This is a genomic window from Schauerella aestuarii, assembly GCF_009866805.1.
Taxonomy (GTDB): domain Bacteria; phylum Pseudomonadota; class Gammaproteobacteria; order Burkholderiales; family Burkholderiaceae_B; genus Schauerella; species Schauerella aestuarii.
The window spans coordinates 947,877-971,047 of the sequence record NZ_SIZW01000043.1 but is presented as its reverse complement, the minus strand read 5'-3'; the positions used below and the strand labels follow the sequence as shown (position 1 = coordinate 971,047).

Genomic DNA, 23,171 nt, shown 5'->3' with positions numbered 1-23,171 from the left:
TGACTTATACGAACGGACATTCGCGCAACGCACGTTGTCCGGCAACGCAGCGATACTCAACGCGGCAAGTTCTTGGCGCGTGCCTGCACGTTGTTCAATGCTGCCATCGGCGGCGTCTTGCCTTCGAAAGCGTCGTCGAGCTCACGGTCGATCACGGGCTGGATGCGATCGTAGTTGGCCATGCGGAAACCGCGCTCATTGGCGGTGGGATTGTCACGCATCGAGGCGATGACGGCTTGCGCGCCCGGCACCTTGCTGTAGAACGACACGTCCGACGCGCGGAACGCCGCATCGGTCAGGGGCAGGAAGCCCGTGCGCTGATGCCAGGCGGCAGCCACGACCGGTTTGGACAGGAACGCCAGGAAGCCCGCGGTGGCCTTTTCTTCGGCTTGCGGACGGCCATCCATGGCCCAGAACGCCGAACCGCTTACGAACGGACGGCCGCCTTGCTTGGTGGCCTGCGCGTAGAACGGCAGCGGTGCCACGCCGAACGACAGCCCGCGCTTGGCATTGAACTCGCCGAATGCGCCCGAACCGGACGTGAGTACGGCACATTCACCGCTCGTGAAGGCCTTGTCGGCTTCGTTGCCCGAGGTGTGCTTGGTGAAGAGCAGCGAGCGCTTCCAGCTCACCATCAGCGAGATGTGGCGCATGTAGAGCGTGTCGAACTGGAAGTTCGAGGCCACCTTGCTCACCGTCAAGCCGTTGGCATTGGAGGTGTAGGTCTGGTTGTTGATGGGCGCCAGATTTTCGATGTGCACTTCGACCTGGTCGCTGGTGGCGTACGGGCAGTCGCTTTGCGCCACGTCACGCAGCTTGAGCAACTCGCCTTGAAGATCCTGCCACGTGCGCGCGGGCGCCTTCACATCGAGACCGGCCTTCTTGTAGAGGTCGGTGTTGTAGAACATGACGGGGATTTCGGCCATGAACGGGAACGCCAGCAAACGGCCCTTCGCGTCCTTGGTGAAGCTCGCGGTGCCCGGCAGGAACCAGTTCAGGTCCTTGATCGGGTACTTGGCCAGCAGCTCGTAAAGCGGCAGCACGGCCTTGTGCTCGGCAACCACTTCAGGCGAGTGATTGTCTTCGAACTGCACCAGATTGGGCGCCTTCTTGGCGCTGATCGCGGCACGGGTCTCCGACTGCAATGCCTGCTGCGACGGGAAGGCACGGGTCTTCACGACAACATCGCTCTGGTCGCTGTTGTATTGCTTGACCACCTTGTCGAATTCCGCCTTGTTGGTATCGCTGAGCGAATGCCAAACCTGGATTTCGGTCGCTGCCTGTGCCGCAGATCCGGCGGCAAGAGCAACACCTACTGCGCATGCATACCGAACGGCGAGCATGGTACGGGACGCGCCCGACAACAGAAATTTTTTCATAAATCTCACAAACCGAGAAAAGGAAATTCGGGCTCGGGCCGTCGTCCGGACAGGAGATCGGCCAATGCCCGACCCGAACCTGCGCCCATCGTCCAGCCGAGCGTGCCGTGACCTGTATTGAGATACAGATTGGCGATGCGCGTCCGGCCGATGAGCGGCACGTTCGAAGGGGTGGTCGGGCGCAAACCCGACCAGTAACGGACGTCTTCGACATTGAAGGCGTCGGGAAAAAGCGTGCGTGCGTAGTCGAGCATCGACGCGCAGCGGCGCGCATCGAGAGCGCGCGAATAACCGGAAAGCTCTGCCGTGCCGGCCAGGCGAAAACGATCGCCGAACCGGGACATGACGAGCTTGTGCGAACTGTCGCTCAAGCTGACCGTGGGCGCGAGCGCGCCGGGCCGTACGGGCAAGGTGAGCGAATAGCCTTTGGCAGGATAAACGGGCACCCTCAGGCCGAGCGGTTTGACCAGCGCGGGGCTGCCCACGCCCATGGCCACGACGAAGGCGTCGGCTTCACGGGTGCCGAAGCTGCCGTCGGCGCCGATCGTTTCAACCGCGCGGATCTGTCCGCCCTCGGGGATCAATCGCGTGACCTGCGTGTCGTACTGAAAAGCGACGCCGGCGCGCGCGCAATGATCGGCCAGGGCCAGGGTGAATTTGTGGACATCGCCGCTTTCATCGTCGGGTGTGAAGTCGCCGCCGACGATGCTGGCGCGATGAGGGCCCAGTGCCGGTTCGAGCGCCACGACCTCGTCGGGCGAGACCACGCGCCGGTCGATGCCCAGGTCGCGCATGATGCCGCCGCCGCGCTGCGACGCTTCGAATGCCGCCGCGTCGCGATAGAAATGCAGGATGCCGCGCTGCACCTGATCGTATTCCAGGCCCAGCTCGCTACGCATGGCGCGCAAGGTGCTGCGACTGTACTCGGACAACCGGACCATGGCGCGCAAATTGGGTTCGAAGCGTCCGGGCAGACATTCACGCAGGAACTGCAGGCCCCACGCCCATTGCCGCGCATCCAGACGGGGCCGAAACACCATCGGCGCATCGTCGCGCATCATCCAGCGCAGCAGTTTGAGGGGTGCGCCCGGGCTGGCCCAGGGTTCGGCGTAGGAAACGGAGATTTGCCCGCCGTTGGCGAAGCTGGTTTCCTGGGCGGGGCCGGAGCGGCGATCGATGACGGTGACGTCATGGCCGGCGCGCGACAGCCACCATGCTGTCGATACGCCGATTACGCCGCTGCCAAGAACCACAACCCTCATGCCCGACCGACTCCAAGACGCTTGCCGGCGGTTACAGCCGCCAGGCCAAAACGGGCGCCGCAATCGACGCCGATCGGGCAGTGTACATCGCCGCTCAGCCGCTCGACCGCGCCCCGCGCAAGCACGCGGGCCGGGCGTTGCAGGGCCGCATCAGGTAGCAGCGAGATCGGCCTGCGACGTGAAGGCATCGGCAAAAAATTCAGCTTCAGGCAAACCGCGCTGGGCGACGAACTCGCGGCGCGCGGTATCGACCATGATGGGCACGCCGCAGGCATAGACCTGGTAGCCCGACAAGTCGGGAAAGTCGGCCATGACGGCTTCGTGCACGAAGCCGGTGCGCCCATGCCAGCCATCTTCCTGCAGGGCATTGGAAATGACGGGCACGAAGGTGAGCTGGGGCATCGTATCGGCCCACGACTGCGCCATGGCGCTCATGTAGAGATCATTGGGGCGACGGCCGCCCCAATACAGGTGCACCTGGCGTTCGATACCCAGATGCGCCATGTGTTCGACAATGGCCTTGATGGGTGCGAAGCCCGTGCCGCTAGCCAGCAGCACGATCGGCTTGTCGCTATCTTCACGCAGGAAAAACGAGCCGAACGGCCCCTCAAGACGCAGAATCTCGCGCTCTTTCATCTGCGTGGTGCCTGCGCCGAACACGTGATCGGTAAAGCGGCCACCCGGCAAATGACGCACGTGCAGCTCGAGCGGGCTGCCCGAATGCGGCGCGCCGGCCATCGAATAGCTGCGGCGCGCGCCATCCTTCATGATGATTTCGACGTACTGACCGGCGTAATACCGGAACGGATCGGCCGCCGGCAATTGCAGCTTGATGATGGCCACATCATCGGTCATACGCTCGAGCACTTGCACACGTGCCGGCAGCTTGCGGATCTGGATATCGGTGGCGAGCCGTACCTGCGGCGCGTCGATCACCATATCGGACTGCGGCTTGGCCTGGCAGAACAAGGTAAACCCTGCCGCGAGATCCTCAGGGCCGAGCACCTGCGCTGGATGGGGGCCGGCGTCGAAGTCGCCTGATACCACGCGGCCCTTGCAGGACGAACACGCGCCGTTGCGACAGCTATAGGGCAGGACGATGCCCGAGGCCAGCGCGGCGTCGAGCAGCGTTTGACCGGGTTCGGCAGTGAAATGGTGCTGGCTGGGCTGAACGGTGACCTGGAAGCTCATGATGGCGATGCGTAGTGCCTGCGAACGGCAATGGATTCGAATAGCCTGCCATTCTATTATTTAATTCGGCCCGGGACGAACCGGGGCTTTTCAGGGCGGTGCTGCGCTGCGAATGGGCCGGATTGCGTATCAAAAATCGTAGATGACCTCGACCGCGTCGCCCACCCGCAGCACGGCACCCGGCGGCGCGTCAACAATACCGTTCTCGCCGAAAATCACCCCGCCCTCTTGCTGCCGGTAGCCGGCGAGGGTGGCACCCGGCTCGGTATGCACACTGGCATCGCGGGGGTCGACATTCGGAATGCCGCAGCGCGCGCACGGCTTGACGAAGCCCAGCCGGATGTCACCCACCCGCAAGAGTGCGATGTTGTCCTCGTCGAAGGCGTCCAGACCGCTCACGACGATATTCGGCCGGAACCGGTCCATATCGATGTCGGCATGGCCGGCGGCGCGCAAACGGCGATTGACGTCCTCGAGCGAGGCCTCGTTGGTGACGAGCAGCGGAAAGCCATCGGCAAAGCCGAAGGCGTTGGCGTCCGCCATGCCCGACGCGTCCTCTTCGTGATTCTCGATCCAGGCCCGCACGCGAGCGGGATCGGCCAGGCGTTGCGCCTCGGGATGCACCCGCACCAATTTGCAGGGCACCTGCAGAAATGCCGAGCACCAGGCGGCGGCCTCGGCCGAGTCGTTCTGGGCATCGAGCGTTTGCGAAAATACCGCCACCTGCCGCGGCTCGCCGCGCGGCACGCTCAACGGCACACGCAACGTGGGCATATCGGGGCCATCGAGCACCAGCGCGTCGGCTTCGATCGCAGTGCGGATCAGCGCCATGCGGGGATAGGCACGCTGCGTCATGAAGCCGCCGGCATCGGCCACGATCATCCACTGGCGATCGTGTTGCAGGCCCGCGACGCCGATGGCCGCAGCGTCCAGCGGGATGCCGGCGCAGGACTTGACGGGATAGATATACAAACGCGAGACGACGATAGACATGGCGAAGCCCGGAAGAATGGCGCGATAGCGGCGCAAACAAATCGAATCCGCGCATCATGCCTGATCGCCGGGACCACGCCAAGACTGCGTTGTCATCGGTAGGCCGGAACCGTGCGACGGCAGCGACGAAAGGCAACGCTCAGCGCGCGACCCCACAAAATAAAACCCCGACCGGGGTCGGGGTTCTGCGGCAGGGCCTGAGCCACGTCAACGCGATGGCCTGAAGGCGCTTGCGCCATCGTGCGCCTCGCGCTTAGCTCAGCTCAGCTCACGATCTTGAGCGAATCGAGCGGCGTGAGCGCCTTGAAACTCTTGCGATGGGCAATGTGTTCGGGGCGCGGATCCAGCCCGTACTTCGGCGGATTCAGCGTGTTCTCGACGCTGTTGTACACCATGAACACATTGGCGCGGGGCCACGGCGAAATATTGCCGTTGGAGCCGTGCATGGTGTTGCAGTCGAAGAACACCACCGATCCGGCCTTGGCCGTGATGGGGGTGATACCGCCCTGCTCCACCAGCAATTGCAGGCTGACCGGATCGGGCACGCCGTACTCCTGCTTCTTGAGCGACTGCTTGTAGTTCTCGTCGGGCGTCTCGCCCACGCACGAAATGAATTGGCGGTGCGAACCGGGCACCAACATCAACGGGCCATTGCAGGCGTTGTTGTCGGAAAGCAGAATCGAGCAGCTCAGCGCCCGCATCGAGGGCATGCCGTCTTCGACGTGCCACGTTTCGAAATCGCTGTGCCAGTAGAACTCCTTGCCCTTGAAGCCAGGTTTCATATTGGCGCGCGACTGATGCATGTACACCTCGGAGCCGAGGATCTGACGCGCGACGTTGACCAAGCGCGGATCGCGCGCCAGGCGCGCAATGATCGGGCTCAACACATGCACCATGAAAATGGAGCGCACGGCATTGCTATTGGGTTCGGTAATGGACTCTTCACGGCGGACGATCGCCGGATCGCGCGTCATGCGTTCGACTTCGGTCGACAGCGCGCGCACTTCCTCTTCGGGGAACAGATCCTCAAGCAACAGAAAGCCATTGCGGTCGTACGAATCGATCTGCTCGCTGGATACGCCATCGGCATAAGTGCCGCCACCGTAGACGACGGGATCCTGACGCGAAATGATCGCGGAGCCGCGATCGGTACGTGACGCATATGGATCTTTTGCAGGTGAAATCATAAAACTACCTCCCTATCTTCCGGGCCGCTCAAACCATTCGGCCCGGCTTCGAACACGCTTGACCGCAATCGCTTCGCCGCCAGGGCGGAGTCGGTCGGGCAAGTCGGTGCTCTCATCAACGGTCCGAGACGCGACACGCGCCCCGGAACTTGCCCTTATGCGTTACGCCGCCGCTTTTTCCGGCAAGGCGTACACACCATCGGCATCATGCACTTCCTGACCGGTGAGCGGCGGATTGAACACGCAGATCACACGCAGCGCTTCCTTGCCGCCGCACAGCCAATGCTCGTCGTTCTTGTCCAGCGCATATACCACGCCGGCACCGAGCTCGTGACGCTTGCCGTCGGCCACGACCTCGAGATGGCCGTCGCCCTCGATGCACCAGACCGCTTCAAGGTGATTCTTGTAGTGGATGTGCGTGCGACCGCCCGGGAAGATCGTGGTTTCGTGGAATGAAAATCCCATGCCGTCTTTCTGCAACAGCACGCGGCGGCTCATCCAGGTATCCGTACGGACTTCGTCCGCGGTTCCGATCACATCCTTGACATTACGTACGATCATCGACGCTTTCCTCCAAATTTAAGAACACGTGCGGAGCCTTGACCGGCGGCATCGCCGAGCACTTCGCCCAGGCTGCGTTCGATCACGTCCAGACCACGCGTCAACAGTTCATCTTCGATGGTCAACGACGGCAGCAGCTTGAGCACTTCGTCGTTGGCCCCCGACGTTTCGATCACGACACCGTGTTCGAACGCCTTGTGCGCAATCTGATTGGCCAGGCCATGATCGCCGGCGGTGACCAACCCTTGAATCAACCCACGGCCGCGCACTTCCAGGCCGGCGTTGGGATAGCTGTGCGCCACGTTCTCGAGCCAGTCGCGAACGATGCGTTCCTTGCGGGCGATTTCTTTCGAAAACGCATCATCGGCCCAGTACGTATCGAGCGCTTCGGCAGCGGTGACGAACGCGAGGTTGTTGCCGCGGAACGTGCCGCTGTGCTCGCCCGGCTTCCAGATATCGAGCTCGGGCTTCATCAGCACCAGCGACATCGGCAGACCGTAGCCCGACAGGGACTTCGACAGCGTGATGATGTCGGGGCTGATGCCGGCCGATTCGAAGCTGAAGAAGCTGCCGGTACGGCCGCATCCAACTTGAATGTCGTCCACGATCAACAGCATGTCGTGACGCTTGCACAACTGCTCGAGCTCTTTGAGCCAGCGCAGCGTTGCCACATTGACACCACCTTCGCCCTGCACGGTCTCGACGATCACGGCGGCGGGATGATCCATGCCGCTGCTCTTGTCTTCGATCATGCGCTCGACATACGCCATCGTGTCGACGTCGGGACCGAAGTAGCCGTCGTACGGCATGAACGTGGTGTTGCCCAGGGCATAGCCCGAGACATTACGGAATTTGCTGTTGGCGGTGGCGGCAAGCGAACCGCCGCTCACGCCGTGAAAGCCATGCGTGAACGAAATGATGTTCGAACGGCCTTTGACCTGGCGCGCAATCTTCAACGCGGCTTCCACGGCATTGGTGCCGGTGGGGCCGGTGAACTGCAGTTTGTAATTCCAGTTGCGCGGCTTGAGCAGCACGCGATCGACCGTTTCGAGAAAGTGTTGTTTGGCGCTGGTGGCCATATCAAGGCCGTGCACCACGCCGTCCGACTGCAGATAGTCGACCAACTTTTCCTTGAACACCGGATTGTTGTGGCCGTAATTCAAGGTGCCGGCGCCACTGAAGAAATCGATGTATTCGTTGTTTTCTTTGTCGATCAGCAGCGAGCCGCGTGCTTGATTGAAAATAACCGGAAACGAGCGGATATACCCGCGTACTTCGGATTCCATACGGTCAAAAATCTTTAGGTCCATGCTTTTTTCCCTCCCTGAAATGAGTTGCTGAATGGCAGACCGGGCAAGGCCAACGCCTCAAACCCGGCTTCTGCCGGCTCGCGCCGCCTTAGAGCGGCGTGAGCATGTCGATATCGAAAGGCCCGATGCGCAAAAGACGTTCGTCTTCGTGTGCGTCGTCGCCCAGGAGCGTGGCGTCGAACAACGCCGTCTCGGCGATCGGCGCCTCGGCGGCGAGCGCCACGGCCTCGAATGTCTTGCGGGACGCGATGTTGTCCGGGCCAACCGTGGTTTCGATGTAGCGGATCGGCTTGGCCGCGCAGCGCCACACCAGTGCATGCAGCATGCGGGCGGCCAGGCGTGAGCCTCGGGCACGCTCATTGACGGCCACCTGCCACACGAAGAGCACATCGGGCTTTTGCGGGGGAATGTAGGCAGAGACGAAACCGTCGATCTCGCCAGACTCGCCAACCGCGACCACGCACGTCTGCGAAAAGTGTTCGCAGAGCAAGAGATAGGCGTAGGTCGAATTGGTATCGAGCGGCGGGCAGTCGCCGATCAGGCGGCTGATGGCGGCGCCATCTTCACGGCGCGGGGCGCGGAATACGGTGCCGGTTTCAACATCGGATGGGGCGATCAATTCGTCGACTGTCATACCACCAACCCCGACTCGGGCGGCGCGCCATGCGTAGGCACTTCCAGAATCGGCGATTGCGGATCGGCGCTGGGCTCGGCGGCCTGGCCCCCCTTTTCCATCAGCGCCACGATGCGTTCGAGCGACAGCGTGATCGTGGCCTGTTCGAGCTCGGGCAAGGCATTGAGCGCGTCGGCCAGATGCTTCTGCAAGGGTGACGGCGCTTCGCCCGCCAGGACGATGCCGGCGTCAGTGGGCCGCACGAAGACGATGCGGCGATCTTCTCGGCCGCGTTCACGGCGGATCAGCCCTTTGTCTTCAAGGCGATCGAGGATGCCGACAACGGTGCTCGGGCTGACGTGAATCTCGCGGCTGATCGCGGTCGCCGTCAGCGGACCGTTGGCGATGACAGCGCGCAAGCACATCAGTTGGGGCGCAGTGATGTGACTTACCGCCGCCAGTTGGCGCGAATGCAGCGCGATCGATCGCGTGATCTGGCGGAGCGCCCGCAAGATCCGCAAGTCGTACTGATGCGTCGGTACTGTTGGGGTATTTGTCATATGTGAAATAACTTCACTCCAATTAATTTCAACACGAATGATATCGACGTGAATGAGTGATGTCAAACCTTGACGTTCACGATAAAGGTAATTATCCCCTGGCTAAATCTGTCATCTGTGACATATTCCGCCGCCAATTCACCGATTGGTCGAATGCCACCCCGCGACTAGGCACACGAATGATTTCCGTCCAAGCCTCCGGTATCGCAGCGTTTTTCCGACGCGACGGTCGCGCAATTGGTTTGCGTAGCGAATCATTCGAACATAAATCGATTTTAACTATCGCCTCAATAAGTATGATTAACTTACAAGTAGCCGACGAAAAAAAACACCCCGAAGGCCGGATCGGGATCCAACCTTCGGGGTGCTCCATGTTGCGCATCGGACTGACCCGGTGCGCGTCCACATCAAAGCACTGGTGAGAGCAGCGGCGATTTCGGCCGCACATCGAGTTGCCGGCCTTTGCGGGCCCGTTTGCCCATATAGATGATGAGTTCCTTGTTGCCGAGGATGTCTTCGACTTCCTTGTTGCGGTAGATCCCCACCACGCGCAAGCCCTTTGGCCCCACCGGAACCACCTGCGACAACGTGTCGTTGCCGTCAAGCCCCATCAACGTCGTTCCCTTGCCGCCGCCCGTCATCACTTTGATTTCAGCCAGCTCGACGAGCAGGAATTTGCCTTTGGCCGAGAGCAACGCCAACCGGTCGGCGCCCTCGAAGACCGGCACCGGACGCAGCAGCACATCGCCCTCTTCCAACGACACGAATTGCTTGCCTGCGCGTTGCCGGCTCATCATGTCGCCGAGCTTGGCCACAAAGCCAAAGCCTTTTTGCGTCGACAACAGCCATCGGCTTTCGGTACCGGCGACGAGCATATGGACGATACGGCGATGCGGCTCCAGATCGATCATGGTCGTGACCGGCTGGCCGTCACCCCGCGCCGACGGCAGCGCCGCAACCGGCACGCTGTAGGCACGGCCGTTATCGCCGATGGCGATCATGGTGTCCGTCGTGCGGCACTCGAACGCGCCGTACATATCGTCGCCCTGCTTGAAGGTGAACTGACTGGCGTCGTGCCCGTGACCCTGACGGGCCCGCAGCCAGCCCTTCTGCGACACGACCACCGTCACCGGTTCGTCGATCACTTTCGTCTCGAGCACGGCGCGCTCGGCGGTCTCGATCAATGTGCGGCGATCGTCGCCGAAGGCCTTGGCGTCGGCCTCGATCTCGCGCACGATCGTGCGCTTGAGCGAGCTCGGGTTGTCGAGCAACTCTTGCAGCTTGATTTGCTCTTCGCGCCGCGAGGCCAATTCCTGCTCGATCTTGATACCTTCGAGCCGCGCCAATTGACGCAAGCGCATTTCGAGAATGTCTTCAGCCTGGCGGTCGGACAGGTTGAAGCGCGCTTTCAGCGCTTCCTTGGGCTCATCGGCTTCGCGAATCGTCTTGATCACCTCATCCACATTCAAGTAGACGGCCATGCGCCCCTCGAGCACGTGGATGCGATCGGTCACACGGTCAAGCCGGAAACGGCTGCGGCGGGTGACGGTATCCGTGCGGAACGCCAACCATTCGGTGAGGATATCGCGCAGGCCCTTCTGGCGCGGACGGCCATCGGTGCCGATACACACGAGGTTGATCGGCGCACTGCTCTCCATCGACGTCTGCGCGAGCAGAATATTGACGAATTCTTCACGATCGATGCGCGAGCTCTTGGGCTCGAACACCAGCCGCACGGCCGCGTCCTTGCCCGATTCGTCGCGCACCGCGTCCAACATCGACAGCATCACCGCTTTGGACTGCTGCTGATCGGCAGACAAGGCTTTCTTGCCGGCCTTGATTTTCGGATTGGTGAGATCCTCGATCTCTTCCAGCACGCGCTGACCCGAGGTGCCCGGCGGCAATTCCGTCACCACGAGCTTCCACTGACCGCGTGCCAGCTCTTCGAATTGCCAGCGCGCCCGGGCTTTGAGCGAGCCCCGGCCATTGGCGTAGATCGCGGCGATTTCGGCAGCGGGCGTGATGATCTGGCCGCCGCCGGCGTAATCCGGCCCCGGGATGATGCCGAACAGTTCGGCGTCGTCCAGCTTGGGATTCTTCAGCAAGGCCACGCAGGCTTGCGCCACCTCCCGCAGGTTGTGCGCAGGAATTTCAGTGGCCATGCCCACGGCGATGCCCGATGCGCCATTGAGCAGCATCATCGGCAGGCGCGCCGGCAACAGCACCGGCTCCTGCTGGCTGCCGTCGTAGTTGGGCATGAAATCGACCGTGCCTTCGTCGAGTTCATCGAGCAGCAGGCGGGCGATGGGCGTAAGCCGCGCTTCGGTGTATCGCATCGCAGCGGCGTTGTCGCCGTCGCGCGAACCGAAGTTGCCCTGTCCATCGATCAACGGATAGCGCAGCGAGAAATCCTGCGCCATGCGCACCAGGGCGTCATACGCCGCCTGGTCGCCGTGCGGGTGATACTTACCCAGCACGTCACCGACGACGCGTGCCGACTTGACCGGCTTCGCGCCAGCGGCCAGACCCATGGCCTGCATGGCGTACAGGATGCGCCGTTGCACGGGTTTCTGGCCGTCGCCCACATCGGGCAACGCCCGGCCGCGCACGACGGAAACGGCGTAGTCGAGATAGGCCTGCTCGGCGTACCGCGCAAGCGTGATGGCCGGATCGCCGGACGGCGTATCGAACAATCCAGGTTGAGTGCTGTCTGTCATGGTCCTACATTCTTGTTGAGTCGCCCGGCCGCGTCATCGCGCGGACGAGGCTTCAGATATCCAGTTCGGCAAGGTTGCCCTTGTCCTCGATCCACGTGCGGCGCTGCGCCGACTCGCCCTTGCCCATCAGCATGTCGAACATGCGCGTGGTTTCGGCGGCGTCGAGTTCGCCATAGCCCACCGGCAGCAAGCGGCGCGTGTCCGGATTCATCGTGGTGTCCCACAGCTGCTCCGGACTCATTTCGCCCAAGCCCTTGAAGCGGCTGATGCTCCAGGCACCTTCGCGCGCGCCTTCCTTGCGGAGCTTATCGAGCACCACCTCGAGCTCACCGTCGTCCAGGCAGTACACCTTGCGCGCCGGACGCTTGCCCGCGGCCGGCACGTCGACGCGAAAGAGCGGCGGCTTGGCGATGTACACATTGCCGGCTTCGACGAGCTTGGGGAAGTGCTTATAGAAGAGGGTCAACAACAGCACTTGAATGTGCGAGCCATCGACGTCGGCGTCGGACAAAATGCAGACGCGGCCGTAGCGCAAACCCGACAAGTCGGGCGTATCGTTGGGGCCGTGCGGATCGACGCCGATCGCCACCGAAATATCGTGAATTTCATTATTGGCGAAGAGCCGGTCGCGGTCGACTTCCCACGAGTTGAGCACCTTGCCGCGCAGCGGCAGAATGGCCTGGAATTCTTTGTCGCGGCCCATTTTGGCCGACCCGCCGGCTGAGTCGCCCTCGACCAGGAACACTTCGGTACGTGTTGGATCGCTCGATTCGCAATCGGTCAGCTTGCCGGGCAGCACGGCCACACCCGAACTCTTGCGCTTCTCGACCTTCTGCAGCGAGCGCGCCCGGGCCTGGGCCTGGCGAATCGCCAGCTCGGCCAGTTTCTTGCCGTACTCGACGTTCGAATGCAGCCACAGGTCCAGCGCCGACTTGGCGAAACCGCCGACCAGCCGCACTGCGTCGCGGCTGTTCAACCGTTCCTTGATCTGCCCTTGAAATTGCGGATCCAGCACCTTGGCCGACAGCACGAAACTCGACCGGGCGAACACATCTTCCGGCAGCAGCTTGACGCCCTTGGGCAACAGGCTATGAAGTTCGGCGAAGCTCTTGACCGCGGTAAAAAGCCCGTCGCGCAAGCCCGCTTCGTGCGTGCCGCCTGCCGGCGTGGGAATCAGGTTCACATACGATTCGCGCACCGCAGCGCCGTCTTCGGTCCACGCCACGACCCACTGCGCACCTTCGCCGTCGGCGAAGCTCTCATGGTCGCGGCCGGCATACTGCTCGCCTTCGAACAACGGAATCATGAGTTCGGCGCCGCCCAGGGCTTCGGACAAATAGCCCTTCAAGCCATCGGCGTAATGCCAGGTTTTGGTGTCGCCCGTTTTTTCGTTCTTCAGCGATACCCGCACGCCCGGCAGCAGCACCGCCTTGCTGCGCAGCAGATGCGAGAGTTCGGCCAGCGGAATATTGGGGCTGTCGAAATATTTTGGATCCGGCCACACCTGCACCCGCGTGCCGGATTTCTTGCGGCCCGCTTCCGGGTAAGGCGCCAGCGGTTCGACCACGTCACCGCCCTTGAACACCAGCCGGTTGACGGCGCCGTCGCGCCACACCACCACTTCCAGTTTGGTGGCCAAGGCGTTGGTCACGGATACGCCCACCCCGTGCAATCCGCCGGAGAAGGCGTAAGCGCCGCCGCCCGCCTTGTCGAATTTGCCGCCGGCGTGCAGCCGGGTGAAGACGAGCTCGACCACGGGCGCGCCCTCTTCGGGGTGCATCCCCACGGGGATGCCGCGACCGTCGTCTTCGACCGCCACGCCGCCGTCGGCCAGCAGCGTGACTTGAATGTTCTTGCAGGTGCCCGCAAGGGCTTCATCGGCAGCGTTGTCGATGACTTCCTGGATGATATGAAGCGGATTGTCGGTACGGGTGTACATCCCCGGGCGGCTACGCACGGGCTCGAGTCCTTTCAGGACCCGGATCGACGCTTCGGTGTAACGCGAGGTGGCCAAGTTATCCCCAAGTTCTGTGGAAAAAAACCGACATTTTAGTCATCGCGCCAGCATTGGCGCGGGTTGAGCTGGGTTGGTCAGCAGTTAAGCAGCCCCATGTCGGCCCCGAGCATCCTACACAAGATTGCCGATGCCGGCCGGAGGGACTCCGGTGGTATGCTCCTATTTTCTCTCTTCCATTGCCCGCGCGACCGCGTTTTCTGCCGCCGTCCCGCCCAACTGAGCCAGTGCGACCACAATGAGCGATCAAATCAAGCACGTCACCGATGCCTCCTTCGAAGCCGATGTTCTGAAGTCGAGCCAGCCTGTGCTCGTGGACTACTGGGCCGCCTGGTGTGGCCCCTGCAAGATGATTGCCCCCATCCTTGAAGAAGTGGCGCGCGACTACGCTGGCCGCCTCACGGTTGCCAAGGTCAACGTCGACGAGAACCAGGATACGCCTGCCAAGTACGGCATCCGCGGCATCCCCACGCTGATGCTCTTCAAGGACGGCGAAGCTGCCGCCACGAAGGTCGGCGCACTGTCGAAATCGCAATTGACTGCATTTCTCGACGGCGCGTTGTAAACTACGTCTTTCGTCATTTCGCGCGGGTCCGTCCGTGGCCCGCCGCCTCAACGTCTTCATTCCTCTCCCTTTTCCACCACGATGCACCTTAACGAACTGAAGGCGCTGCACGTCTCGCAGTTGCTCGAAATGGCCGCCGGCCTCGAAATCGATAACGCCAACCGTCTGCGCAAGCAGGAGATGATGTTCGCCATCATGAAGAAGCGCGCCAAGCAAGGCGAGCAGATCTTCGGTGATGGCGTGCTCGAAGTGTTGCCCGACGGTTTCGGCTTCTTGCGCTCGCCCGAGACGTCCTACCTCGCCAGCACCGACGACATCTACATTTCGCCCTCCCAGATCCGCCGCTTCAATCTGCATACCGGCGACTCGATCGAAGGCGAAGTGCGCGTGCCCAAAGACGGCGAACGCTACTTTGCGCTGGTCAAGGTGGACAAGGTCAACGGTGTGCTGCCCGAGTCGCTCAAGCACCGCATCATGTTCGAGAACCTGACGCCGCTGCATCCCGACTCGCCGATGAAGCTCGAACGCGACATCAAGAGCGAAGAGAACCTGACCGGCCGCATCCTCGACATCTTTGCGCCGATCGGCAAGGGCCAGCGCGGTCTGATCGTTGCCAGCCCGAAGTCGGGCAAGACGGTGATGATGCAGCACATGGCGCACGCCATTTCCGCCAACTTCCCCGATGCGGTAATGATCGTGCTGCTGGTGGACGAACGCCCGGAAGAAGTGACCGAAATGCAGCGCACGGTGCGCGGCGAAGTCGTCGCCTCCACGTTCGACGAGCCCGCGACGCGTCACGTGCAAGTGGCCGAAATGGTCATCGAAAAGGCCAAGCGCCTGGTCGAAATGAAGAAGGATGTGGTGATTCTGCTCGACTCGATCACCCGTCTGGCACGTGCCTACAACACCGTCGTGCCCGCCTCGGGCAAGGTGTTGACCGGCGGTGTGGATGCCAACGCCCTGCAGCGCCCCAAGCGCTTCTTCGGCGCGGCACGCAATCTGGAAGAAGGCGGTTCGCTCACCATCATCGGTAGCGCCCTGATCGAAACCGGCAGCCGCATGGACGAAGTGATCTACGAAGAGTTCAAGGGCACGGGCAACTCCGAAGTCCACCTCGAGCGTCGTCTGGCCGAGAAACGGGTGTACCCGTCGATCAACCTCAACAAATCCGGCACCCGCCGCGAAGAGTTGCTGATCAAGCCTGACGTGCTGCAAAAGGTGTGGGTGCTGCGCAAGTTCATCCACGACATGGACGAAGTGCAGTCGATGGAGTTCATCCTCGACAAGATGCGCGCCACCAAGAACAACGCCGAATTCTTCGACATGATGAAGAAGTAATCGACGCCGGTTTGCCGTCGAGCACGGCAACCTGCGGTCAAAAGCCCCGACGTGATCGGGGCTTTTTTACGTTCGCTCAGTTTTCGACGTGATCGCGTACGGCTTTTGCCGCATCGTGCGGGCCGCCGCTGATCGTATCCACCGGATTGACCTGTGGATCGTCCCAAGGCCCCGACACGCGATATTGCATGGCCATCGCTTTCGAAAGTGGACGCTGGAGCACCCATTGCGTGAGAAACGCGCCAATGCCGATAATGGGATTGACGGCCAGGCCGGCCGCGACGGCGGCACCGCTCACGTCAAGATTGGGCACGACCAGGGCATTGACGTCCCAGCGTTTGGCCACCAGGTTCGATGAACCGGCCAAGACGATCGCGGCCACTGGGCCGTTGATCTTGTAGTCGTCTGTGGACACATTCCCGTTGGCGACGCGAAGATGTCCACGCACGGTGTCGAAAGGGAAGCCGTCGCGTACGAGGTCGGCTGGATTGGCCTTGAACGTGGCGATGCGCTCGAGCGATTGCAGCGAGAGCAGCTCCAGGAGCCGCGCCGACCGCGATGTGACGTGCACGAAACGGCCTTTGTCCAGGGCCACATCCACGTCGCCATCCACATCGGCTGCCCGATAGCTCCACGGCAGGTTGTGCCATGTGAGCCGGGCCTGCACCGACCCCGAACCGCCCCGCACGGTGTCGGCATGCCCCAGGCGATTCAGCAGCTCGCCCAAGTCCGCAATATCGATGTTCGCCTGCGTGGTGAGGCCGCGATTGGCGCCACGCAATTGCAGCGTGCCGGTGGCATTCAATTTGGCCGCATCGTTTTCGATCCGCAGTTGCGTCAAGCGCCAACGATCGTCGCCGCGCGCCGTGGCATCGCGCTCGCCCACCACTTTGAGCGAACCCAGGCGCATGCCCACATAGGTCAAGGCCTTGATCTCGACATCCATGCTGGGAATGTCCAGCGGGGGGTCGTCCTCCGAAGGCGCGTCGCGCGCCGCTTCGACAGCGGTATCGGCGCTGTCGGTTTCGCTCAGGATCAATCGATCCAGGCGCACGATCCATTGTTCGCGGCCGGCATCCACACCCTGGCTCGGCGCCGTGGCACTGCGCCACTGCACGCGTCCCTTCACTTCCTTGGCGTCCACATCGGCTTGCCAAAGCCCGGTTTGCGGCCGGGTCAGACTCGCCTTCATCGCGGTCCACTGGTGCCCGCTTGCCTGCAGGCGTTCGAGGTCGATGTCCGCGCGATCCAGCCATACCGGTGCGGTGCGCGGCGCGCCGATCGCGGCGGCATTGGCGGCGGCCGCCGGTGAAAGCGCCTTGGTGGGGGTGCGGGCGGCAATGCTTTCGTCGCGCTGATCCTGCACGACGCGCCAGGCATCGAGATCCAGAAACGGCATCGCGATGCTGGCACGGATGCCCGCAGGCGGTAACGCCACCTCGCGGTTCACGCCGATCGCGCCGCGCGTAAACAGGAAGGCGCCCTCCGCCCCCGGCGCCCACTCGATGCGCGCCGTCAAACTATCGCCGCCCGTCACATCGAGCCACCGCCGTCCCTTCACGCCACTATCCCGCGCACCGCTCCAGGATACTTTCACGGGCCGGGCGGTGGCCGCGTTCTTCCCCACCGGCGCCGGCAAGTCGATGGCCACACCGACCAGGTCGCTTTCGATCGTCGCGTCCACGACACCGCCGCGTCCGTAGGTCAAGCGACCGCTGTAGGCGGCGCCGCCCGTTACGCGCCGGGTCAACGGATCGTCCAGCAAACGGGTCGCCTCGGCCGCCGTGGCGTTGCCTTTGAATGTGAGGTTTTGACCGCTGCGCTTGAGCTCGCCCACGATCAAAAGCGGTCCGCCCAAAAACCGGGATCGCAGGCCATCCGTCGACACGCCCTGCTCGTCGAATCGCAGCGGCCCGGTCAGTTGCGTGGCCGCCGGCACGGTGGGCGCAAACTGGAACGTATTGTTGTCGAAGCGGGCTTCGCCGCCGATCTTGGCGTCGGCGATGTGCGTGAGCGGCAAATCGAGATTCAGATCCAGCCGCATCTCGCCGGTGCCCTGGGCGCGATCCAGGGCGTGATCGAGCAGTTCGCTCAATGGTGAGCGCTGCACGAGATGGATGTAGGCCGGTACGGTACCGCGCGTGGTGCCCTTGAGCATCAGCACGGCATCGTGCTCGAGATTGGGGATGGCTGCGTGGATGGCGCCCAACGTGACCCGCGGCTCGCTGCCGACGGTGAGCACGGCGCCGGGCGCCGTCTCGATCTTGAGCGATTGGCCCTCGATGACGACGTTCCCCGCCACGTTTTCCACTCGCGGCCAGCCCGGTTGAGTGCCCTCGGCCGGGGCGTAGTCGATCGTGGCGTCTCGCACATTGCCGGCGAGCAAGAAGCGGCCCCCCTCCGGCGCGTCCACAAACGGAAAGTCGCGCAAATCCCCTTTCAGCACCACGGAGGCGCGTGGGATCGCTCCTGCCACGAGGCCCTTTTCCAACCACTCGCGGGCGTCGACGTTGACCACATCGGGAAGATAGCGATGCACGGCGGCCAATCGGCCATCCGTCAGCTCGGCCTGAAGATCTGCCGTACCTGCGGGCGATTTGCCACCGCTTCGCCACTGGCCCTGCGCCTGCACTTTCACGTCGGCATTGGCGACTTGCGCACGACCGATCGTCGCTTGCCATTGCCCCGTCGCGTCGCGATAAAGTGCGCCATCCAGGGTGCCTTCGTCCACGACCACCGGGCGGTCGGGATAGGCCTGCGGCACGTCGACAACCGCCTGCTTGAGTTGCGCGCGGATCGTCATGCGCTCGCGTTCGGGGCGCTTGACCACGGGCCAGACGTCTGAGGCCACCAGCGTGCCGGCATAGCCCTCGGCGTGCAGCGTAGCCTGGGCGAACCGCAACCCCACAGGCTGCTCCGCCGAAGGCGCGCCCGAGTCGATATCGCGCGCGGCGGCATCGAAAGCGACCTGGCCTACGCGGCCATCGCTGAAGTCGGCCCAAACCCGCGCCGCCATGCGTCCCTTGACGCTGGGCACATCCACCCAGGGCTGCCACGCATCCGGGATCGCGCCGTCGAGCGCGGCATAAGCCCGTCCGTGCCAACGCGGCGACGTGTCTGCCGCCTCGTGGCGCAGGGCCCGAAAAAATCCCGCCTCGAGTTCAAATTCGCCACGCACATCCAGGGTGCCTGCCAGCGCCTGCGGCCCCTGCGCCTGCATCGCGAAACGATGCGTGCGAAAGCCGTTGCGCAACGCCAGGCTTACGTCGGTAAACGTGACGGCCGGCGCGCCACGCCGTTCATCCAGCCAGGTGAGATTGCCTTCGACCAGCGAAATGTCGCCCTGGTTGGAGAGCCACTGCAGCACCGCATTACGGCGCAGTCGATCGGGCTCGCGCGTTTCGGAAAGATCGATAACCTGCCCGGCGATCCATAACCGGTTATCGGCGTCGCGCCGCGCCTGCAGAGTCAGCCCCTTGAGTGTCAGGGCGGCGAAGCGCGGTTCGAGCCTGAGCACACTGCGCCAGCCAAGCACGGCCGACACATCGGGCAAAACCAACAAGGGTTCGGTGGGCCGCTCGAAAATGACGACGCGCTTGGCGCGCAGTTGAGGATGCAGGCCTTTCCAGTCGGCTTCGATACTGCCGATGGTCACCTGGGTATCCAGGGCATCGCCCAGATAGCGTTCGATATCGGGTCGCCACGCGTCCACATTGGGCAGCACGAGATAGCGCACACCCAAACACACCAGCGACACCAGGATGATCCCACTCACGAAGGCCCAGTACGCGCAGCGGAGGAGAGTTCGGCAAAAAGACACGGGCGGGCAACTGGGCGGGAGTGGGCGACATGCGGTATTGTCCCCACTTATACCCGAATCACGTCCCGCCGTCTCTCGAACACCTTACAACTTATGTCCGCTTCCGTATCGCTTGCCCCCGCCCTTGCCTGGTCCGGACACCTGCGTCGTCGCCTGGATGCCTTGCCGGCGCTCAGATCCTGCCTCGAAAACACCGTCCAGTCCCCGGTCACGCCCGCCGTGCTCACGAATTGGTTTGAAACGTTGTCGGGCGCACCGCTGGGGGCACATTTGACGCAGGAGCGTTGCCGGGCGAGCTTGCGACAATTGCGTGAGCGTGTGTTTTGCACGTTGATGGCCCGCGATATCGCGGGCCAGGCGCCACTGGCCGAAGTGGTCGGTGCCATGACGGCGCTGGCCGATCTTGCGGTCGCCGCGGCATATCGTTGCGTGGCCGCCGAAATGGTCGAGGTGCACGGCATGCCGCGCGACCCCGCCACCGGCGCGCCTCAAGAAATGCTCATCATGGGCATGGGCAAATTGGGCGGTTGCGAACTGAACGTGTCGTCGGACATCGATCTGGTGATGCTCTACGGCGAGGAAGGCGAAACCGACGGCCGGCGCCCGATCAGCCACCACGAGTTCTATGGCCGGCTGACCCGCCGCATGATGCCGATCATCTCAGAGGTGGATGCCAACGGACAGGTGTTTCGCACCGACCTGCGGCTGCGGCCCGATGGCGACGGCGGACCGCTCGCGTGGAGCCTGGAGGCATTCGAGAATTATCTCGTCGGTCAGGGGCGTGAGTGGGAACGTTATGCCTGGCTGAAGGCGCGCCCGATCGCCGCCACGGCGTTCGAAGGCAGCGACAGCACGGCGCAATATCGCCAACTCGAGATGTTGCGCACGGCATTCGTCTATCGCAAGTACTTCGATTTCGATGCGCTGGCGTCGCTGCGATCGCTGCGCGAACGCATCCGCCAGGATTGGGAGCGCCGTGCCTCTGCCCGCAGCGGCATCGATACGGCCAACAACATCAAACTGGGCGACGGCGGCATCCGCGAGATCGAATTCGTGGTGCAACTGTCGCAGTTGATCCGTGGCGGCCGCATGCCGGCGCTTCAACTGCGGGGATTGCTGGAAGCGCTGCAGTGCGAGCGCGACGCCGGCGTGCTGCAGCCGGACGACGCCGACCGGCTCGCCGCGGCGTATGGGTTCTTGCGCCAGGTGGAACACGCGCTGCAGTACCGCGAGGATGCACAAACGCATTTGCTGCCCTCGGATCCGGAACTGCGCGTACTGCTTGCGGCGGCCATGCGCCAGACGCCGGACGCGTTCGAAGCCGAATTGGCGGCGCATCGCGCCTTCGTAGCGCAAACCTTTCGCAACGCATTTCGTACGGCAGGCATCGAAAGCGAGAGCAGCAGCGAGACGCCGCAACCCTGCGCCGACGCTACGCCCGACGACGCCGAAACACGGCTCACGACGCTCGTCGAAACGGCTTTCAGTGGCGATACCACGCCATTGCTGCAACGGGTTGAAGCCCTGCAACGCAGTCATCGGGTGCGCACCTTGCCCGACAACAGCCGCAAGCGCCTGGAGGTGCTGCTGCCCGCCGCCCTGCAAGCGGCCGCCCGCACGGACGCGCCGATCGAAGCGGCTGCGCGGCTGCTGGATCTGATCGAAACCATCGCGCAACGCAGCGCGTATCTGGCCCTCCTGGCCGAGTTTCCGGAAACGCTGGCGCGCGTGGCCCGCATGATGGCCGCCAGCCCTTGGGCGGCGCAATATCTCACGCAGCACCCGCTGCTGCTCGACAGCCTCATCGACTGGCGCACCCTCTTCCAACCGCTGGATTTTCCGCAGATCGCCGCCCAACTGACGCGCGACCTGAATGCCTGCGTCTTGCCCGATGGCGAACCCGACGTCGAACGCCAGATGAATCTGATGCGTGACGTGCAACGCCAGGCAAGCTTCCAGTTGCTGGCGCAGGATCTCGAAAACGAGCTCACGGTGGAAAAGCTGGCGGATCAATTGTCTGCCCTGGCCGATCTGCTGCTGGACGAGACGATCCGGCGCGTGTGGCCGCTGGTCAACAAGCGGCCCGAGCTGGAACCGAAATTTGCCGTGATCGCCTACGGCAAATTGGGCGGCAAGGAACTGGGCTACGTCTCCGATCTGGACATCGTGTTCCTGTTTGACGACGACCGGGACGACGCGGCCGAGGTGTATGCAAAGCTGGGGCGCCGCATGACATCGTGGCTATCGACCATGACGTCTTCGGGCCGGCTGTACGAAGTCGATCTGCGGCTGCGCCCCGATGGCGATGCCGGGCTGCTGGCCGTGTCGGTCGAAGCCTTTGCCTATTATCAGCAGAAGCATGCGTGGGTATGGGAGCACCAGGCCATCACGCGCGCCCGGTTCGCGGCGGGTCACGCCGCCGTGGGCGAGCAGTTTGAAAAGATCCGCCGCGACGTGCTGCTGATGCCGCGCGATCCGGAACGGTTGCGCGAAGAAGTGTGGGGCATGCGCGAGAAAATCGGCGTGGGCCATCGCAACACCAGCGACCGTTTCGATCTCAAACACGACCATGGCGGCATGGTCGATGTGGAATTCACGACGCAATTTCTGGTGTTGCTGCAATCGGCTGCCCATCCTGACCTGGCCGAGAACCTGGGCAACATCACCCTGCTGCGCCTGGCGGCACGCGCGGGCCTCATCGCCCCCGATATCGCCGAAAATGCCGGCAACGCCTATCGCGTGTTTCGCCGGCTGCAGCATCAGTTGCGCATGCAGGGCCATGAGCGTGCGCGCGTCGCACCCGAAAAGATGGCCGCGCACCGGGCTGCCGTCGATGCCCTGTGGCAATCGGTGCTGGGCGCAGACGCCCCGGCGACGAAAGCGTAAAATAGCGCTTTTACCCAGAAGATCGTTGAAGCTATGTCCGAATTCGTGCGCCCCAAGCTGGATCTGCCGCCCGGCCGCAGCAAGGTGCTCATGCACTCGTGTTGCGCGCCCTGCTCGGGCGAAGTCATGGAAGCCATGCAGGCTTCCGGGATCGACTACGCCATCTATTTCTACAACCCGAATATCCATCCGGTGAAGGAATACGAGATCCGCAAGCAGGAAAATATCCGCTTCGCGGAGCAGCACGGCATCCCGTTCATCGATGCCGATTACGACATGGATAACTGGTTCGATCGCATCAAGGGGCTCGAGAACGAACCCGAGCGCGGCGAACGGTGCACGCAATGCTTCGACATGCGCTTCGAGCGCACGGCGCTCTACGCGCACGAGCACGGCTACGACACGATCACCAGTTCACTGGGGATTTCGCGCTGGAAGGACATGCAGCAGATCAATGGCTGTGGTGAACGCGCGGCCGCCCGCTACGACGATCTGGTGTACTGGACCTACAACTGGCGCAAAGGTGGCGGCTCGGCGCGCATGATCGAAATCAGCAAACGCGAGAACTTCTATCAGCAGGAGTATTGCGGCTGCGTGTATTCGCTGCGCGACACCAACCGCCATCGCCGTTCGCAGGGCCGCGACCGGATCTATATCGGTGTGAAGTTCTACGGCAAGGATGGCTTGGTCAACGACGAGACGCTGTAAGCCTGGCGCGCAGCGCGACGTTTCGATATCTGCATCGCAGCCGCACTCATGCGGCTGTTTTTACATC

16 protein-coding genes are annotated in these 23,171 nt (G+C 62.9%); 4 read left to right on the top strand and 12 right to left on the bottom strand.

Translation table 11 applies throughout. The features are described from left to right. Nucleotides 1-56 precede the first annotated feature (56 nt). The 11 genes from EYW45_RS23615 to EYW45_RS23565 all read right to left on the bottom strand — a co-directional run bounded on the left by EYW45_RS23615 (nucleotide 57) and on the right by EYW45_RS23565 (nucleotide 13,787). Nucleotides 57-1,379, bottom strand: coding sequence for an extracellular solute-binding protein (locus EYW45_RS23615; RefSeq protein WP_161137869.1), 1,323 nt, complete (start codon nucleotides 1,377-1,379; stop codon nucleotides 57-59). Nucleotides 1,380-1,384: 5 nt separating this feature from the next. Continuing rightward, nucleotides 1,385-2,641 carry a D-amino acid dehydrogenase gene (locus EYW45_RS23610; protein WP_161137868.1) on the bottom strand — a complete coding sequence of 419 codons (1,257 nt, stop codon included), beginning with the start codon at nucleotides 2,639-2,641 and terminating at the stop codon, nucleotides 1,385-1,387. Nucleotides 2,642-2,791: 150 nt separating this feature from the next. Then, a complete protein-coding gene (locus EYW45_RS23605; RefSeq protein WP_161137867.1) occupies nucleotides 2,792-3,832 on the bottom strand; it encodes a CDP-6-deoxy-delta-3,4-glucoseen reductase in 1,041 nt (346 codons plus the stop codon). Between the two features lie 129 nt (nucleotides 3,833-3,961). Next, nucleotides 3,962-4,825 carry an MOSC domain-containing protein gene (locus EYW45_RS23600; RefSeq protein ID WP_161137866.1) on the bottom strand — a complete coding sequence of 288 codons (864 nt, stop codon included), beginning with the start codon at nucleotides 4,823-4,825 and terminating at the stop codon, nucleotides 3,962-3,964. 263 nt (nucleotides 4,826-5,088) lie between these two features. After that, complete coding sequence (gene thpD / locus EYW45_RS23595) at nucleotides 5,089-6,012, bottom strand: ectoine hydroxylase (RefSeq protein WP_161137865.1); 924 nt, start codon at nucleotides 6,010-6,012, stop codon at nucleotides 5,089-5,091. A 162-nt stretch (nucleotides 6,013-6,174) separates the two neighbouring features. Continuing rightward, nucleotides 6,175-6,573, bottom strand: a complete 399-nt coding sequence (locus tag EYW45_RS23590; protein ID WP_161137864.1) for an ectoine synthase — start codon at nucleotides 6,571-6,573, stop codon at nucleotides 6,175-6,177. Further along, nucleotides 6,570-7,883, bottom strand: a complete 1,314-nt coding sequence (ectB, locus tag EYW45_RS23585; protein ID WP_161137863.1) for a diaminobutyrate--2-oxoglutarate transaminase — start codon at nucleotides 7,881-7,883, stop codon at nucleotides 6,570-6,572. The genes EYW45_RS23590 and ectB overlap by 4 nt, the downstream gene beginning before the upstream one ends. 88 nt (nucleotides 7,884-7,971) lie before the next feature. Then, nucleotides 7,972-8,517 (bottom strand): diaminobutyrate acetyltransferase, encoded by a 546-nt coding sequence (gene ectA / locus EYW45_RS23580; RefSeq protein ID WP_161137862.1) that lies wholly within the window; start codon nucleotides 8,515-8,517, stop codon nucleotides 7,972-7,974. Beyond that, nucleotides 8,514-9,056: a MarR family winged helix-turn-helix transcriptional regulator gene (locus EYW45_RS23575; protein ID WP_161137861.1), complete on the bottom strand. Its 543-nt coding sequence runs from the start codon at nucleotides 9,054-9,056 to the stop codon at nucleotides 8,514-8,516. Before EYW45_RS23575 ends, ectA begins: the two co-directional genes overlap by 4 nt. Nucleotides 9,057-9,463: 407 nt before the next feature. After that, nucleotides 9,464-11,773, bottom strand: coding sequence for a DNA topoisomerase IV subunit A (gene parC / locus EYW45_RS23570; RefSeq protein ID WP_161137860.1), 2,310 nt, complete (start codon nucleotides 11,771-11,773; stop codon nucleotides 9,464-9,466). A 52-nt stretch (nucleotides 11,774-11,825) separates the two neighbouring features. Further along, the gene (locus tag EYW45_RS23565; protein ID WP_161137859.1) at nucleotides 11,826-13,787 is read right to left on the bottom strand and encodes a DNA topoisomerase IV subunit B; all 1,962 of its coding nucleotides are present in this window, start codon (nucleotides 13,785-13,787) and stop codon (nucleotides 11,826-11,828) included. 238 nt (nucleotides 13,788-14,025) lie between these two features. On the opposite strand from EYW45_RS23565, the gene trxA reads away from it, so the two are divergent. Continuing rightward, nucleotides 14,026-14,352 (top strand): thioredoxin TrxA, encoded by a 327-nt coding sequence (gene trxA, locus EYW45_RS23560; protein ID WP_161137858.1) that lies wholly within the window; start codon nucleotides 14,026-14,028, stop codon nucleotides 14,350-14,352. 81 nt (nucleotides 14,353-14,433) lie between these two features. After that, nucleotides 14,434-15,690, top strand: coding sequence for a transcription termination factor Rho (gene rho / locus EYW45_RS23555; RefSeq protein ID WP_161137857.1), 1,257 nt, complete (start codon nucleotides 14,434-14,436; stop codon nucleotides 15,688-15,690). Between the two features lie 76 nt (nucleotides 15,691-15,766). Here rho and EYW45_RS23550 read toward each other — a convergent pair whose 3' ends face one another. Next, nucleotides 15,767-19,510, bottom strand: coding sequence for a YhdP family protein (locus EYW45_RS23550; protein WP_456238884.1), 3,744 nt, complete (start codon nucleotides 19,508-19,510; stop codon nucleotides 15,767-15,769). A gap of 93 nt (nucleotides 19,511-19,603) precedes the next feature. Between EYW45_RS23550 and glnE the strand changes: the two genes are divergently transcribed. Then, nucleotides 19,604-22,396 (top strand): bifunctional [glutamate--ammonia ligase]-adenylyl-L-tyrosine phosphorylase/[glutamate--ammonia-ligase] adenylyltransferase, encoded by a 2,793-nt coding sequence (gene glnE / locus EYW45_RS23545; RefSeq protein ID WP_161137855.1) that lies wholly within the window; start codon nucleotides 19,604-19,606, stop codon nucleotides 22,394-22,396. A 33-nt stretch (nucleotides 22,397-22,429) separates the two neighbouring features. Beyond that, nucleotides 22,430-23,104 carry an epoxyqueuosine reductase QueH gene (locus EYW45_RS23540; RefSeq protein WP_161137854.1) on the top strand — a complete coding sequence of 225 codons (675 nt, stop codon included), beginning with the start codon at nucleotides 22,430-22,432 and terminating at the stop codon, nucleotides 23,102-23,104. The last annotated feature ends 67 nt before the right edge of the window (nucleotides 23,105-23,171 follow it).

Coding starts and splice junctions, on each gene's coding strand:
- thpD (WP_161137865.1), bottom strand. CDS start 6,012: ATGATTTCACCTGCAAAAGATCCATATGCGTCACGTACCGATCGCGGC.
- glnE (WP_161137855.1), top strand. CDS start 19,604: ATGTCCGCTTCCGTATCGCTTGCCCCCGCCCTTGCCTGGTCCGGACAC.
- EYW45_RS23610 (WP_161137868.1), bottom strand. CDS start 2,641: ATGAGGGTTGTGGTTCTTGGCAGCGGCGTAATCGGCGTATCGACAGCA.
- ectA (WP_161137862.1), bottom strand. CDS start 8,517: ATGACAGTCGACGAATTGATCGCCCCATCCGATGTTGAAACCGGCACC.
- rho (WP_161137857.1), top strand. CDS start 14,434: ATGCACCTTAACGAACTGAAGGCGCTGCACGTCTCGCAGTTGCTCGAA.
- EYW45_RS23615 (WP_161137869.1), bottom strand. CDS start 1,379: ATGAAAAAATTTCTGTTGTCGGGCGCGTCCCGTACCATGCTCGCCGTT.
- EYW45_RS23590 (WP_161137864.1), bottom strand. CDS start 6,573: ATGATCGTACGTAATGTCAAGGATGTGATCGGAACCGCGGACGAAGTC.
- trxA (WP_161137858.1), top strand. CDS start 14,026: ATGAGCGATCAAATCAAGCACGTCACCGATGCCTCCTTCGAAGCCGAT.
- EYW45_RS23540 (WP_161137854.1), top strand. CDS start 22,430: ATGTCCGAATTCGTGCGCCCCAAGCTGGATCTGCCGCCCGGCCGCAGC.
- EYW45_RS23600 (WP_161137866.1), bottom strand. CDS start 4,825: ATGTCTATCGTCGTCTCGCGTTTGTATATCTATCCCGTCAAGTCCTGC.
- EYW45_RS23575 (WP_161137861.1), bottom strand. CDS start 9,056: ATGACAAATACCCCAACAGTACCGACGCATCAGTACGACTTGCGGATC.
- ectB (WP_161137863.1), bottom strand. CDS start 7,883: ATGGACCTAAAGATTTTTGACCGTATGGAATCCGAAGTACGCGGGTAT.
- parC (WP_161137860.1), bottom strand. CDS start 11,773: ATGACAGACAGCACTCAACCTGGATTGTTCGATACGCCGTCCGGCGAT.
- EYW45_RS23605 (WP_161137867.1), bottom strand. CDS start 3,832: ATGAGCTTCCAGGTCACCGTTCAGCCCAGCCAGCACCATTTCACTGCC.